The sequence below is a fragment of the Pseudomonas kielensis genome (assembly GCF_030505375.1).
In the GTDB taxonomy this organism is placed as follows: Bacteria; Pseudomonadota; Gammaproteobacteria; order Pseudomonadales; family Pseudomonadaceae; genus Aquipseudomonas; species Aquipseudomonas kielensis.
The window spans coordinates 2,700,402-2,714,142 of sequence record NZ_CP130043.1 but is presented as its reverse complement, the minus strand read 5'-3'; the positions used below and the strand labels follow the sequence as shown (position 1 = coordinate 2,714,142).

General features: G+C 61.5%; 14 protein-coding genes. 8 read left to right on the top strand and 6 right to left on the bottom strand.

Annotated elements, in window-relative coordinates; genetic code table 11:
* Window positions 1–82: 82 nt before the first annotated feature.
* The 7 genes from Q1W70_RS12555 to Q1W70_RS12525 all read left to right on the top strand — a co-directional run bounded on the left by Q1W70_RS12555 (window position 83) and on the right by Q1W70_RS12525 (window position 7,363).
* On the top strand, window positions 83–601 hold the full coding sequence (locus Q1W70_RS12555; protein WP_166591248.1) for an RNA polymerase sigma factor: 519 nt from the start codon (window positions 83–85) through the stop codon (window positions 599–601).
* Window positions 598–1,566 (top strand): FecR domain-containing protein, encoded by a 969-nt coding sequence (locus tag Q1W70_RS12550; protein ID WP_166591247.1) that lies wholly within the window; start codon window positions 598–600, stop codon window positions 1,564–1,566. The genes Q1W70_RS12555 and Q1W70_RS12550 overlap by 4 nt, the downstream gene beginning before the upstream one ends.
* Before the next feature lie 131 nt (window positions 1,567–1,697).
* Window positions 1,698–4,124, top strand: coding sequence for a TonB-dependent siderophore receptor (locus tag Q1W70_RS12545; RefSeq protein ID WP_166591246.1), 2,427 nt, complete (start codon window positions 1,698–1,700; stop codon window positions 4,122–4,124).
* A 72-nt stretch (window positions 4,125–4,196) separates the two neighbouring features.
* A complete protein-coding gene (locus tag Q1W70_RS12540; RefSeq protein WP_182342674.1) occupies window positions 4,197–5,327 on the top strand; it encodes a PepSY-associated TM helix domain-containing protein in 1,131 nt (376 codons plus the stop codon).
* Entirely contained in the window at window positions 5,324–5,503 is a 180-nt protein-coding gene (locus tag Q1W70_RS12535) for a hypothetical protein (protein ID WP_166591244.1), read from the top strand. Before Q1W70_RS12540 ends, Q1W70_RS12535 begins: the two co-directional genes overlap by 4 nt.
* Before the next feature lie 130 nt (window positions 5,504–5,633).
* Window positions 5,634–6,263: a glutathione S-transferase gene (locus Q1W70_RS12530; protein WP_166591243.1), complete on the top strand. Its 630-nt coding sequence runs from the start codon at window positions 5,634–5,636 to the stop codon at window positions 6,261–6,263.
* 101 nt (window positions 6,264–6,364) lie between these two features.
* Window positions 6,365–7,363: an RHS repeat-associated core domain-containing protein gene (locus Q1W70_RS12525; protein ID WP_166591242.1), complete on the top strand. Its 999-nt coding sequence runs from the start codon at window positions 6,365–6,367 to the stop codon at window positions 7,361–7,363.
* A 31-nt stretch (window positions 7,364–7,394) separates the two neighbouring features.
* On the opposite strand, the gene Q1W70_RS12520 is transcribed toward Q1W70_RS12525, so the two are convergent.
* From Q1W70_RS12520 to rloA2, 5 genes are all read right to left on the bottom strand, one after another.
* Window positions 7,395–7,541, bottom strand: a complete 147-nt coding sequence (locus Q1W70_RS12520) for a hypothetical protein (protein WP_166591241.1) — start codon at window positions 7,539–7,541, stop codon at window positions 7,395–7,397.
* Window positions 7,538–8,890 carry a cell envelope integrity protein CreD gene (gene creD, locus Q1W70_RS12515; protein ID WP_185818110.1) on the bottom strand — a complete coding sequence of 451 codons (1,353 nt, stop codon included), beginning with the start codon at window positions 8,888–8,890 and terminating at the stop codon, window positions 7,538–7,540. The genes Q1W70_RS12520 and creD overlap by 4 nt, the downstream gene beginning before the upstream one ends.
* A gap of 127 nt (window positions 8,891–9,017) precedes the next feature.
* Entirely contained in the window at window positions 9,018–10,436 is a 1,419-nt protein-coding gene (creC, locus tag Q1W70_RS12510) for a two-component system sensor histidine kinase CreC (protein WP_185818109.1), read from the bottom strand.
* A complete protein-coding gene (creB, locus tag Q1W70_RS12505) occupies window positions 10,436–11,116 on the bottom strand; it encodes a two-component system response regulator CreB (protein WP_166591238.1) in 681 nt (226 codons plus the stop codon). The genes creC and creB overlap by 1 nt, the downstream gene beginning before the upstream one ends.
* A gap of 150 nt (window positions 11,117–11,266) precedes the next feature.
* Window positions 11,267–11,770, bottom strand: coding sequence for a retropepsin-like aspartic peptidase RloA2 (gene rloA2, locus Q1W70_RS12500; protein ID WP_185818108.1), 504 nt, complete (start codon window positions 11,768–11,770; stop codon window positions 11,267–11,269).
* A 293-nt stretch (window positions 11,771–12,063) separates the two neighbouring features.
* Between rloA2 and yihG the strand changes: the two genes are divergently transcribed.
* Complete coding sequence (gene yihG / locus Q1W70_RS12495) at window positions 12,064–12,951, top strand: 1-acylglycerol-3-phosphate O-acyltransferase, YihG family (protein WP_166593179.1); 888 nt, start codon at window positions 12,064–12,066, stop codon at window positions 12,949–12,951.
* Between the two features lie 7 nt (window positions 12,952–12,958).
* Here yihG and Q1W70_RS12490 read toward each other — a convergent pair whose 3' ends face one another.
* A complete protein-coding gene (locus Q1W70_RS12490; RefSeq protein WP_166593178.1) occupies window positions 12,959–13,504 on the bottom strand; it encodes a DUF2780 domain-containing protein in 546 nt (181 codons plus the stop codon).
* Between the last annotated feature and the right edge of the window lie 237 nt (window positions 13,505–13,741).

Here is a 13,741-nt window from a genome sequence, read left to right as displayed (position 1 = left end):
AACGCCAATTGCACACGGCCATGGCCTCTGAGACAATCGCGAATAATTCTCGTTAGTTTAAACGTGTATTCGGTGAAGCCATTTGTCGTCAGTCCAAAGCCCTCACAGTGAACTGGTTGGTGCGTTGTATCGCGACCATCGCGGTTGGCTATTGGCCTGGCTACGGCGCAACGTGGCCTGCCCCTCCAAAGCCGAAGACCTGAGCCAGGACACCTTCGTGCGCTTGCTCGGGCGGGAAACGTTCAAACCGCCCCGCGAACCCCGGGCCTTCCTGGTGGCCATCGCCAAGGGCCTGCTGTTTGACTATTTCCGCCGCGCCGCACTGGAACAGGCCTACCTCACTGAATTGATGCTGATCCCCGAAGGCGAGCAACCCTCGGTGGAAGAACAGCAACTGATCCTCGAAGACCTCAAGACCATCGACCGCCTGCTCGGCAAGCTCTCGAGCAAAGCCCGCGCCGCCTTCCTCTATAACCGCCTCGACGGCCTCGGCCATGCCGAAATCGCCGAGCGCCTGGGCGTCTCCGTGCCACGGGTGCGGCAATACCTGGCCCAGGGTATCCGCCAGTGTTATGTGGCGCTGTACGGCGAGCCCGCATGAGTCCGGTCAGCTCCAAGCCCGTCTCGGCGCGGGTACTCGACGCCGCCATCGCCTGGCAACTGTCCCTGGATTCGGGGGCGGGCAGTGCGGTGGAACGCGAGGAATTCGCCAAATGGCACGCCGCCCATGAAGAACACGCCCGCGCCTGGCAGCAACTGGGCATGCTCGATCAGCGCTTCAGCGTGGCCAGCGGACCGGCCCGGGTGGCGCTGCTGCAATCGCGCGAAGGCATCCGTCGCCGGGTGCGCAAGCTTGGCAGCGGGATCGCCAGCGTCCTGCTGGTGATCGGCGTGGGATTGTTCGCCGGTGAGCGCTACCTGCCCCTCGACTACTGGCTGGCCGACCAACGCACCGCCACCGGCGAGCAACGCACCCTGCGCCTGGCCGACGGCACGGTGATCAACCTCAATACCCACAGCGCGCTGGACGTGCGTTTTGATGAGAAGCAGCGCCGGATCGTCCTGCGGGAAGGGGAGATCCGCATTGAAACCGGACACAACGACGCGCGCCCCTTCATCGTCGAAACCCGCGACGGCCAGATGCGCGCGCTCGGCACACGGTTCCTGGTCAAGCGCGAAGACCACGGCACGCGCCTGAGCGTGTTGCAGTCCGCGGTGGCCGCACGCCCCGAGACCCTGGCTGACGAACAGATCCTCAAGGAAGGCCAGCAGGTGCTGATGCAGCGCGACGGCCTCGGCCCGCTGCTGGCGCTCACCCCCGGCAGCGACGCCTGGACCCGCGGCATGCTGGTGGTGGACAACGTTCGCCTCGAAGACCTGGTCCACGAACTCGATCGGTATCGCCCGGGCCATCTCGGCGTCGATCCGGCCGTCGCCGACCTGCGGATCACCGGCAGCTTCCCGCTGCACAACACCGACCTGGCCCTCAGTGCCCTGCTGCCGACCCTGCCCGTGCAGATCGAACAGCACACCCCGTGGTGGGTCACCGTGATCGCCAAACCCTGAGGGTTGGGGACCGCCTCGGTCACCGGGGCCATTTTGGCTGAATCGAAATTATTTCCATCCAGCCCTATCACTTTTTCAATCTCGTTCGGCACATAGGCAATTGAGAAATATTTCCATTCAGGAGCTGCCGTATGTCACGTTCGCTAGACACCTTGTTGCGCCCCAGTCTCTTGGCCCTGGCCATTGCCTTCGGCACTCCGCTGACCAGCACCCTGCTGGTGGCCGCTGAACAGACGTCCAACGTTCGCGCCTACAACCTGCCAGCCGCGCCCCTGGCCAGCACCCTGAACCAGATCGCCAGCCAGGCCGGCCTCGCCTTGAGCCTCAACCCGTCCCTGGCCGCCGGCAAGACCTCCGCCCCGGTCAACGGCCAGTACGACGCCGCCAGCGCCCTGAGCCAGGCCCTGCGCGGCACCGGCCTGCAACTGGAACAAAGCAGCGCCGGCACCTACAGCCTGGTGGCGGTTCCCGAGGGCGTGATGGCGCTGCCGGAAACGGCGGTCATTGGTGTGGAAAACAGCGAAAGCGCCTGGGGGCCGGTAGAGGGTTACCTCGCCACCCGCACTGCCGCGGGTACCAAGACCGACACTTCGCTGCTTGAAGCGCCGCGCTCCATCTCGATTGCCACTCGCCAGCAGATGGAGGATCGCGGCGTCCAAAACCTCGATGACGCTGTGCGCTACATGCCCGGCATCGTCGCCAGCAGCTACGGCAGCGACACCCGTGCCGACTGGCTGCGGGTCCGCGGTTTCGAACCAACCCAGTTCCTTGACGGGCTGCCGCTGCCTAAAGGCGTGTACGCCAACCCGAAAATGGAAACCTGGAACCTGGACCGTATAGCCCTGCTGCGCGGACCGGCTTCTTCGGTCTACGGCCAGACCCCTCCAGGTGGCCTGCTGGACATGGTCAGCCGCCGCCCTAGCGAAGAGGCCAGCAGCGCCGTTCAAGTGCAGTACGGCAGTGACAACCACCGCCAGATCAACTTTTCCAGCACCGGCAAGATCGACGAAGAAGGCCAGTTCCTTTACGGCCTCAGCGGCGTGATACGGGACAGCGACACTCAGGTCGATGACGTTCCCAACCAGCGCTACAACATTGCTCCCAGCCTGACCTGGAACATCGACCCAGACACCAAACTGACGTTTCTCTCGCAGTTCACACGCGACGATACCGGCATCACCAGCCAGTTTCTGCCGGTCCAGGGCACCAAGATCGACATGCCGTTCGGTGATATCTCCCACCACAAAAACCTCGGGGACCCGGAGTGGGAGTACTACGACCGCACTTACTACGCCCTGGGCTATGCCTTTGAACATCGCTTGAACGATGTCTGGCAGTTCAAGCAAAACCTGCGCTACACCAAGTCGGACCTGTCTTTCCAGGCGATCACCGTGGGCTCCTACCCTTACACCGAAGTTGACGACCAAGGTAATGTCGGCCGCTCGACCACCAGTGCAGACGAAGACATCAGCCAGTTTGCCGTGGACAACCACTTCCAGGCCGACTTCGCCATAGGCGACATCACTCACACTCTCTTACTGGGCCTGGACCACCAGCGCACGAACACCAACTACACCTCGGTGTATGGCAGCGCGCCGCCGATCAACGTCAACGACCCAGCCCACGGCTTGCCGATCGTCCGGCCACCACGCTCCAGCGCGTACTATGACTACGACCAGAAGACCTACCAGACCGGTCTGTACGTTCAAGACCAGATGGCGCTCGACCAATGGCGCCTGACCCTGGGCGGCCGTGAAGACTGGGTGCACACCGGCACTCAATACTTCAACAAAAATGACGCCACAAACACCGACCGGAACAAGAACTTCAGCGCTAATGCGGCGATCAGCTACGTCTTCGATAACGGTTTCGTACCTTATCTGTCCTACGCCGAATCGTTCCAGCCAGCCAGCAACGCCAGCACCTCGCCCACCGACTCGTTCGAACCAACCGAAGGCAAGCAGTGGGAACTGGGCATCAAGTACCAGCCGCCCGGCAGCAACACCCTGTTGAGCGCAGCGGTGTATGACCTGACCCAGAAAAACGTCGATGTCACCACCACCGTCAACAACATCTCGGTTACCAGCCAGACGGGTGAAGTGAAAGTGAAGGGGCTTGAGCTGGAAGCGATTTCCGACGTGACTGAAAACCTCAAAGTCATTGCCGCTTACACCCTGGCCAAGTCGGAAGTGCAAAAAGGCGACTACAAAGGAAACCGCCTGCAATTAATGCCGAACCAGCAAGCATCGTTATGGACCGACTACACCTGGCACAACGGTGTATTGGACGGCTTTGGCGTAGGTGCCGGTGCGCGCTATACCGGCAACACCTACGGTGATCAGGGCAACACCTGGCTGGGCAAGGCAGACGCCTACACGGTGTTTGACGCTGCTGTTCATTACGACCTGGGTCGTCTGGACAACAGCCTCAAAGGCGCCTCCCTGGCGCTCAACGCCACAAACGTGTTCGACAAGGACTACATCTCCACTTGCGATAGCTTCTATTGCTACTACGGGGACCAGCGCAGCGTGGTCGCCAGTGCCACCTACAAGTGGTAACCCACTGACGTAATACGCGCCATTAACAGGCCGCCCTCACTGGGCGACTTGGGTCTTTCTGAAGGCAGTGAAATGAAAAGCAAAACCATCCGCCGCTGGTCCTTTATCCACACCTGGACCAGCCTGATTTGCACGGCGTTCCTGCTGATGCTCGCCCTGACTGGCCTGCCGCTGATCTTTCATCATGAGATCGAGCACCTGCTGGGCGATGCGCCCGTGCTGCGACAGATGCCGGCCGACACCCCGCACCTGGACCTGCAGCAACTGGTCGCAAAGGCCCAGGCCCATCGTCCCGGCGAAGTCATGCAGTACTTCGGCTGGGATGAGGACGAGCCCAACGGCGTGATCACGATCATGGCCAAGACCGCCGGCACCGAACCCAACCTGTCCCACACCTACATGCTCGACGCCCGCACTGGCGAGCCGGTGGCCATGCCCTCGGCCAACGGCGGGCTGATGATGTTCATCCTGCGCCTGCACGTCGACCTGTTCGCCGGGCTACCGGGTAAGTTGCTGCTGGCGTTCATGGGCATCCTGTTCGTGCTGGCGATCGTCTCCGGGGCGGTGCTGTACCTGCCGTTCATGCGCCGCCTGAAGTTCGGCACCGTGCGCCAGGAAAAATCCACGCGCCTGCGCTGGCTCGACCTGCACAACCTGATCGGCATTGTCACCCTGACCTGGGCCCTGGTGGTGGGTGTCACCGGCGTGGTGAGCGCCTGCGCCGACCTGCTCATCGCCGCCTGGCGCAACGAAGCCCTGAGCGCGATGATCGAACCCTACCGCGAGGCGCCCCCCCTGACCCGCCTGGCACCCGCCAGCCAGCTGCTCGAGATTGCCCAACGCGCCGCACCCGAGATGCAGGCCGACTTCATCGCCTTCCCCGGCACCCGTTTTTCCAGCGAACACCATTACGCGGTGTTCATGAAAGGCAGCACCCACCTGACCTCCCACTTACTGACCCCGGTACTGATCGACGCCAGCACCCTGGAGGTCACCGCGATCGCCGAACGACCGTGGTACATGGACGTCATGGGCATGTCGCAGCCGCTGCACTTCGGTGACTACGGCGGCATGCCGATGAAAGTCCTCTGGGCGGCACTCGATGTACTGACCATCATCGTCCTCGGCAGCGGCCTGTACCTGTGGACAGCCCGGCGCCGGGCGGCAAAACCGCCGGCCGTGGCCCAGGAGAGCACCCCATGAGACCGCGCCAGTCGAACTTCTGGAAAGTCTTCGCCACCCCCACCGTGATTGCCCTGCTCAGTGCCGCCGGGTTGTTCGCGGCGCTGTTGGGTGATGGGATCTGGGATGGCTTGAGCTGGATCGGCCTGGGCGTGCCGGCGGTGCTTGGGGTGCGGGGATTGATGCAACGCCAGTGAACCCTCACGCTGGGGGAGCGAACCGGCGGCGCTCCCCCATGAAATACGCTGGCAACGGCAAACCCCTCGCCAGCCACGCCGGAACTTACTAGGCTAAACCTCTGCTCCCCGATGATCGCCGAGGAATGCCATGTCCACCCCCAGCATGACCCTGTTCCACAACCCTGCCTCGCCCTTTGTGCGCAAAGTGATGGTGCTACTGCACGAGACCGGGCAGACCGACCGCGTCGCGCTGCAGCTCAGCCAACTGAGCCCGGTCAGCCCCGACCCGGTATTGAACCAGGACAACCCGTTGGGCAAGATCCCGGCCCTGCGCCTGGCCGACGGCAACGTGCTGTACGACAGCCGAGTGATCCTCGACTACCTCGACCAGCAACACGTCGGCAATCCGCTGATCCCCGCCGAAGGCACAGCCCGCTGGCGGCGTCTGACCCTGGCGGCACTGGCCGACGGGATCATGGATGCGGCGGTGATGGTGCGCTACGAATTGGCCCTGCGCGCCCCGGAAAAACACTGGCCGGAATGGCTCGACGCCCAGCGCGAAAAAATCCGCCGCGCCCTCTCAGTGCTCGAAGCTGACGCCATCGCCGAACTGACCTGCCACTTTGACGTCGCCGCCATCAGCGTCGCCTGCGCCCTGGGCTACCTCGACCTGCGCCACCCCGACCTGCACTGGCGCGACGCCCAACCGCAACTGGCGGCTTGGTATTTCGAAGTCAGCCAGCGCCCGTCGATGCTGGCGACGGTACCGAAGGTGTGAGGCGGCAAGCGGCGAAACACTAACAGTTCTGCTAGTTGGCAAATATTCACATAGCTCCGATGCTAAAGGCTCCACTCCAGACCTTGCTCGGAGCTCACCCCATGCCGACTTCCATCCTGAATCGTTACCAATACGACGCACTGAACCGCCAGATTGGCCGCACACCGTCGCAACAGCCGGTCATCCAGCATTTCCACTGCAACAGCCGATTGACCACCGAAATCCAGGGCGCAGCGTTCTGGAGCATCGTCCAGCACGACGAGCAGTTACTGGCACTCCAACAGTCGCAAGGCGCTGCACCCAACGCCACGTTACTGGCCACCGATCAGCAACGCTCGGTGTTGCACGCACGCGCCGGCAACCAGTCATCGGCCCTCACCTACACCGCCTACGGCCACCACACAGCGCAGAATGGCTTGCTCAGCTTGCTGGGATTTAACGGCGAACGACCCGACCCAGTAACCGGGTACTATCATTTGGGCAACGGCTATCGACAGTTCAATCCCGTGTTGATGCGATTTAACAGTCCGGACAATTTGAGTCCGTTTGGGAAGGGCGGTTTTAATGCATACGCATATTGTGCCGGGGACCCCGTCAACCGAGTCGATCCGTCCGGGCATTCGGTCCTGTCCAGGATTGCGAAAGTATTCAGGAAGACATTCCTGGACAAGACCATTAAAAACATGAAGAGAAACACAGAAGTATCTCCTTTCACAGTAGAGCTTCTGAGAGAGACAAAAACCAACCTGGGTGGGAGTAATAAAATAAAACAGATGGCTTCGACTAGCGGTGTAACCGCTGAAGAACTTCTATTGTATTCGGCCCGGATCACAGCGTTTAAAAAGGTCATGCCAGTATTAGCAAACCCTAAGGTTGTATCGATCTCCACTAATCAGCAATTCATAAAATATGCAACAGCTGGAGCTGAGATCACCAAAAGTAAACTTTTACATAGCCTCGACACGATTGATTGGTTACCAACGCCGGCTCGACAAACACCGACTTCATCAATGTCATCAAGTTATCAGTCGGTAGCGAACGCCGGACGAACCTCCCATCCTGCGGGAGAAAAAAATCGAGATATACGAAACTTAATGTAAAAACTCGCAGCAGTGGTATTTCACAGTCAGCTCAGTCACAGTCAGCCAGCGCCCGGCGAGGCTGGCGACCGTGCCGAGGGTCTAGTCCGCCACGCTGCGCCACCAACCATCCACTGATGTGCAGCAGCAATCGCGCCACCTGCACCCGCTCCTCACGCAAGCCCAGCGACCGGCTCATGCCGCCACCTGCGTCTTGCTCGTCTGACCTACCCCATACCAATCCAGCCGACGGGTCAGCACCATGAATACGCCGAGCAACCCGAACAGCAACAACGACCCCATCAACAGCGCGTAATCCTCGGCGCTCAGCAGTCCGTACAACAGCCCATACAACGCCGCCAGCCCCGCCGAAAAACCCAGGCCGTGCGGCGTGCTGTGCAGCACGTGGCGCACATAAAAACCGATCAGCAACACACAGGCACTGGCGGACAACAGGTAGGCCAGGGCGAACCCGATGTGCTCGGACAGCGACAACAGCAGCAAGTAGAAAAACGCCAGCGCCACCCCCACCAGGGCGTACTGCACCGGGTGCACCGCCAGCCCCTTGAGCACTTCGAAGAGAAAGAAGCCGGCGAAGGTCAGCACGATAAACAACAGGGCGTATTTGATTGCACGCTCGCTCTTGAGGTACTGGTCCACCGGGTCGATGAAGCTGACGCCAAAGTTGCGGCTCTTGAACTCTTCACAACCGCCACCGGCCACACAATTGCCAAGCGCCTCCTCCAGGTTGGTGGAGAAAAACGAGGTCTGCCAGTCGGCACTGAAACCTTCGGCGCTGATCTCGCGCTGCGCAGGCAAATAATTGCCGATGAAGCTTGGATGGGGCCAATCGGCCTTTAGCTTGACCTGGCTGGTTCTGCCCACCGGCGTGACCTGCAGTTGCCCGGTCCCCTGCAGGCGTAGATCAAAGCCGAACTGCAGCGTATTGGCTTTACGGCTATCCAGTGGCGCGAGCATCACGTGCACGCCCTCCCCCAGCCAGTCCTCCTGGGTTCCCGGCGCGAAGTCCAGGCGCTGGCCGTCGAGCTCCAGCTGCAAGGCATTTTCGATGCCGCGGATATCGCTGATGCCCACCGCCAGGTAAGGCTGGTCGAACTGGTAGTCGATAAAGTCTTCCTTGATGCCCAGGCGCTCGGGAAGGGAAAACTGCCCGCTGATGCGGTTGCTGGCGTGGAACAGCCGCGCCTCATAGATCCCTCGGGCCCGCAGTTCGGTCTGCACCTGGCCATCGAGCTCAAAGCGCTCCGGTAGGAAATACAAACGGCCGCGCTCCTGGCTGGTTTCCTGATAACGCTTGTTGGTTTTCTCGTTGAGCTTCCAGGTGCGCACCGCCTTGCGGTACGGCACCACCAGCAGCGGGCCGGTCAGTTGCTGGCGGTAGCTGGAACTGCGGGCGATGTCGTCGAGCACGCCATCGCGCAGTTGCTGGCGGTCGAAGATCATGCCGCTGATCATCAGCAAGGGAATCAGCAACAACAGAATCAATAGGGCAATCGCCCCGAGTTTTATGGCCAGGCTGCGGTTCATGGAAGTTCTCCCTGTTCGAATGAGGGAGAGTCTGCAAGGCCCGTGTGTGGGTTTTATGGAGCGAATATGCAGAGTGTGTGGAGAACCGGTATCTGTAGCAGCTGGCGCAGCCTGCGTTCGGCAGCGGCTACGGTAGGTGCAGCGTCACCTCAACCCCATCGGGTACATTCCCAACCCGCAGTGTTCCCCCATGCAACTTCACCACCTCTTCCACAAAATTGAGCCCCAGCCCGGTGCTTTTACGTCCGCTGTCAGGCCGTGGCAGCGAGTAGAAACGCTCGCTCAGGCGGCCCAGGGCGTAGTCGGGAATCGGGTCGGCCTGGTTGAACAGACTGAACTCGACCTGCTCGCCCCGCCGTTGCGCGCGAAAACGCAGGACGCCGTGGGACGGGGTGAAATCCAGAGCGTTCTCCAGCAGGTTGGCCAGCGCCTGGCGCAACAGAAAGGCTTCGCCTGACAGCGCCAGGTCCGCGGCGATGTGTTTTTCGATGCGCAGCTGTTTGCGTTCAATGCGTGCCTGCTGGGTCTCGAGCAACTCATCGACCAAGGCTGCCAAGGGCACCTGCACTCGCTCCTCGAGGGTTTGCCGTTGCTCGACCTGGGCCAGGTTCAACAGACGCTCGATCAACTGCTGCATACGCGCGCTTTCGCTGTCGATGTTGCTGACGAAACGCTGGCGCTGGGTGGCCGGCATCTCGTCCTGCAACAGTTCGGCCGCGCCACGAATCGCCGCCAGCGGGCTCTTCAATTCGTGGGTCAGGGTGTGCACATAACGCTCCACATACGCCTTGCCTTCCAGTTGCGTGCGCATGTGTTCCACTGCCACGGCCAGTTGCTCAAGCTCACCGCCACGGTAGTGCGGCAGCTCGGCCCGGCGCCCTTCGCTCACCGCCTGGGCATACGCGGTCAAGCGCCGCAGCGCCACGCTCAACCACCACGACAATGCCGCCCCGAACAGCAGGCCGAGGCCAATCAAGCCCGCACCGTAGCCGAGCAAACGGCGCTCGGTGCGGTCGACGTAAGGCTGCAATGAACTGTTGGGTTTGGCCACCGTGACCACACCGATGATTTGCCCGTTGTCGCGAATCGGTGCGCCAACGTGCATCACCGAAGAACTGGCGTCATCGGGATCGCTGCGGGTCGAGCGCGCGCCGTATTCACCGCGCAGGGTCAGGTACACATCGTTCCAGCGCGAGTAATCCTGGCCCACTGCACGGGCGCTGGAGTCCAGTACCACCACGCCTTTGGCGTCGGTCACGTAGATGCGATGGTTGACCTGATTCTTGGCCAGGCCCCAGATACTCGCCCCCGGCTGCCGCTCACCGTAGGCCTTGAGCAGTTCCGGCCAGCGGTTCTGATTGAGGGTTCCGGCCTTGAAGTCGTCGCGCAGGATTTCGGCCATCAGGTTGGCAGTGTCCACCAGGGTTTCTTCGGTGGACTGACGCACGCCGGGACGGATTTCTTCCATCACTGTGTTGAGCACAAAGTAACCGGTCAGGCCGACAAACAGCACATACACCAGGAAGATCCGGATCGCCAATGGCATCAGCTGGATCCCGGGCTGTAGCTGTAACCAAGGCCGCGGTGGGTCTGGATCGGCTCGGCATTGGCCGCCACCAGGCGCAACTTGGCGCGCACGCTCTTGATGTGGCTGTCGATGCTGCGCTCGTAACCGGCGTCGCTGGCAATGCCCAGCGCATCGAGCAACTGTTCGCGACTGAAGACCCGCTCCGGCTGCTCCAGCAGACACTGCAACAAGCGGTACTCATGCCGGGTCAAACTCAGAGGCTGGCCGCGATAAGTGATCAGCACACGCTCACTGTCCACCAGGAACAACGCACGGGTGGACTCGATCCCCGGTCGCGGGGCCATGCGCTTGAGAATCGCCCGCACCCGCGCCGCCACTTCCCGTGGGCTGAACGGTTTGACCACGTAGTCGTCGGCACCGATTTCCAGGCCGACGACTCGATCGATCTCGCCATCGCGGGCGCTGAGGAACATCACCGGCACTTCGCTGAACCGGCGCAACTGCTTGCAGGTTTCAAAACCGCTGATGTCCGGCAGGCCGATGTCGAGAATGATCAGGTCGGCGGGCGTTGCCTGTTGATGCTCAAGGGCGGCCGCCCCCAGGCTCACCCAGGTCGTGGTGAAACCCTCGCCTTGCAGGGCAAACACCAGGGTATCGGCAATCGCCGCTTCGTCTTCGACAATCAGGATATGAGGCATGGCATCCAGGCCCGGCAGTTAAGTGGGCGAACGGTGCCCCACGGTGTAATCGACGTCAATCCGACAAGTGTTACGCAGCGCCAAATACCGTAGGACCTTATCGGCCCTACCTGTAAGAAGTAGCTGAAAAGTCGCCACCGGCGGCTGGCCTCAACACTCCGGCTTATCCGCCGTAAACCGTCGAGCCGGATTCACCGCCGCGCCAAACTCACGCAGGGCCTTGGCACCAATCAACAACGGATAATTAAAGCTGCTGCGGTCAGTCAGGTTGACCTCGACCGTGCGTTTGACGTTGCCCAGGCACAACTCCAGATCGACCACCGGCCGCTTGCTGGGCGCGGCCACCTCTTCGTCCTCGTCCTCTTCGGAACGGGTCTTGATCTTGCTGATGCGCGCGACCTTGTGCTCGTAGACCTTGTTGCTGGCATCCTTGGTCGCGAGGCGGAAACGCACCCACTCCTCGCCATCGCGGGTGAAGGTCTCGATGTCCTTGGCCGACAGCGACGCGGTCAGCGCGCCGGTGTCCATCTTCGCCTTGAGCACTTCACCACCGATCTCCGGCAACTGGATGTACTCGTAACGGCCATACAGGGTCGGCTCGGCGGCCATGACCGGCAAGGCCAGGAGGGATAACAGTGCGAGGACAGATTTCACGTGGTGGATTCCCTGAAAGTAGGACAGCGGGATTTTAGACCGTCTGAAATGGATTGGTTCGTTCTCTGGATGGCAATCGCGGGCAAGCCCGCTCCCACATGGAACTCCACAGGTGATCCACTGTGGGAGCGGGCTTGCCCGCGAGAGGCCGGCGCACTCACCACAGCCCCCCCGCCCCATGAACATTGCTGCACCATACCCCCCAACCTGTGAAACATTCGTCAGCCCGCCGATTTGGCCTGCGCGTCGAAGCTGCTTATCATGGCCCGCCCAAAGGCTTTCAAGAGTTACTTATGCGCCGCCTGCTCACCGGCTGTTTCGTTACCCTTCTGCTGCTGCTCAACACCCTGGTCCTGATCGGGCCCCTGCTGGTGTTCGCCCTGCTCAAACTGGTCCTGCCGGGTCGTTATCGCGATGCCGCAAGCGCTGTGGTGATGTGGATCGCCGAAACCTGGGCGCAAATCGACAAACTGATTTTCGCCTGCTGCATCCCCACCCGCTGGGACATTCGTGGCGGCGAGGGCCTGCGGGTCGACACCTCCTACCTGGTGGTCAGCAACCACCAGTCATGGGTCGATATCCCCGCGCTGATCCAGACCCTCAATCGGCGCACGCCGTTCTTCAAGTTCTTCCTGAAAAAGGAACTGATCTGGGTGCCGTTCCTGGGCCTGGCCTGGTGGGCGCTGGATTACCCGTTCATGAAGCGCTACAGCAAGGCCTTCCTGGCCAGACACCCGGAGCTGCGGGGCCAGGACCTGGCAATTACCCGGGCCGCGTGCGAGCTGTTCAAGCGCCAGCCGGTGACGGTGGTCAACTACCTGGAAGGCACCCGCTTCACCCAGGCCAAGCGCAACGCCCAGCAATCCCCTTTCAAGCACCTGCTCAAACCCAAGGCCGGCGGCGTGGCGTTTGTGCTGGCGGCCATGGGCGAACAACTGGACGCCATGCTCGACGTCACCGTGGTCTATCCACAGGAGAAGATTCCGGGGTTCTGGGATTTGATCAGCGGTGCGGTGCCACGGGTGATCATCGACATCCAGACCCGTGAGCTGGATCCGGCGTTGTGGCAGGGCGATTACGAAAACGATCCGCTGTTTCGCCAAAGCGTCCAGAACTGGGTCAACCAGCTCTGGATCGACAAGGATGCACGCATCGACGCCTTGCGCGCCGAGCGTGAGTGAGGCGCGGTCAGACGCCCCAGATGCTGCCCAGGCTCTTGAGCAGGGTACCGCCAACGCCTTGCTGGCCCAGGTACTGCAGCAGGATCGGGGCAAACTGACCGACCATGCCGCTGTCCATGCCCAGCGCGCTGAACGCGGTGTTCAGGTCGTTGGTGTCCTTGACGTTACCCAGGGCATTTTCCAGGCCCGCGGCCTTGCCGGACGAACCCAGCATGCCCGCGAGGGCGCCCAGGTTACCGCTGCCACCGGAGAGCTTGTCGATGCCCGGCACGCTCTTGGCCAGTTCCGAATAGTCGCTGGCGCTCAGCTGGTTCTTGGCCAGGCCCAACATCGCGCTGGTGCCACCAATGGCTTGTTCCGGCTTAACGTCCAGGGCACTCAGGGCGCTCAACAGACCGGCGGTCTGCGAGGTCGGCGCTGCGGTTGCGGCCTTGTCGCCACCTTGCATACCCGCTACCGCACCGGCCACATCGTTCAGGTTGAAACCGGCGAAGACCGGGCTGGCGACCAATGTCATGAGCGAAGCCAAAGCAAAACCGCGTGAAATCTTCATCGAAAAACTCCTGAACCTTCAAAAATGCCCTCAAGCGGGCGCAACGCTGGCATTTTGACTGAAAATCACCCGGTATTGTTCCGCGACGGCCATTCCTTTCTTCTCATGGACTGCGCAGAGGTTTTTTTCCCCAATAAACAGGAACACCACTCGTGGCACCCAGCGCCCTTTCCAGACGCCGCCCCTAGCAGTTCTGCCAGTAGGCAATCCAGTCGGGCTAAGTCACAGTAAAACTCT

Bases quoted from the DNA above. Each gene is read 5' to 3' on its own strand.
- creB (WP_166591238.1), bottom strand. From the start codon at position 11,116: ATGCCTCATATCCTGATTGTCGAAGACGAAGCGGCGATTGCCGATACC.
- Q1W70_RS12525 (WP_166591242.1), top strand. From the start codon at position 6,365: ATGCCGACTTCCATCCTGAATCGTTACCAATACGACGCACTGAACCGC.
- Q1W70_RS12530 (WP_166591243.1), top strand. From the start codon at position 5,634: ATGTCCACCCCCAGCATGACCCTGTTCCACAACCCTGCCTCGCCCTTT.
- creD (WP_185818110.1), bottom strand. From the start codon at position 8,890: ATGAACCGCAGCCTGGCCATAAAACTCGGGGCGATTGCCCTATTGATT.
- Q1W70_RS12540 (WP_182342674.1), top strand. From the start codon at position 4,197: ATGAAAAGCAAAACCATCCGCCGCTGGTCCTTTATCCACACCTGGACC.
- Q1W70_RS12550 (WP_166591247.1), top strand. From the start codon at position 598: ATGAGTCCGGTCAGCTCCAAGCCCGTCTCGGCGCGGGTACTCGACGCC.
- yihG (WP_166593179.1), top strand. From the start codon at position 12,064: ATGCGCCGCCTGCTCACCGGCTGTTTCGTTACCCTTCTGCTGCTGCTC.
- Q1W70_RS12545 (WP_166591246.1), top strand. From the start codon at position 1,698: ATGTCACGTTCGCTAGACACCTTGTTGCGCCCCAGTCTCTTGGCCCTG.
- Q1W70_RS12520 (WP_166591241.1), bottom strand. From the start codon at position 7,541: ATGAGCCGGTCGCTGGGCTTGCGTGAGGAGCGGGTGCAGGTGGCGCGA.
- creC (WP_185818109.1), bottom strand. From the start codon at position 10,436: ATGCCATTGGCGATCCGGATCTTCCTGGTGTATGTGCTGTTTGTCGGC.
- Q1W70_RS12535 (WP_166591244.1), top strand. From the start codon at position 5,324: ATGAGACCGCGCCAGTCGAACTTCTGGAAAGTCTTCGCCACCCCCACC.
- Q1W70_RS12490 (WP_166593178.1), bottom strand. From the start codon at position 13,504: ATGAAGATTTCACGCGGTTTTGCTTTGGCTTCGCTCATGACATTGGTC.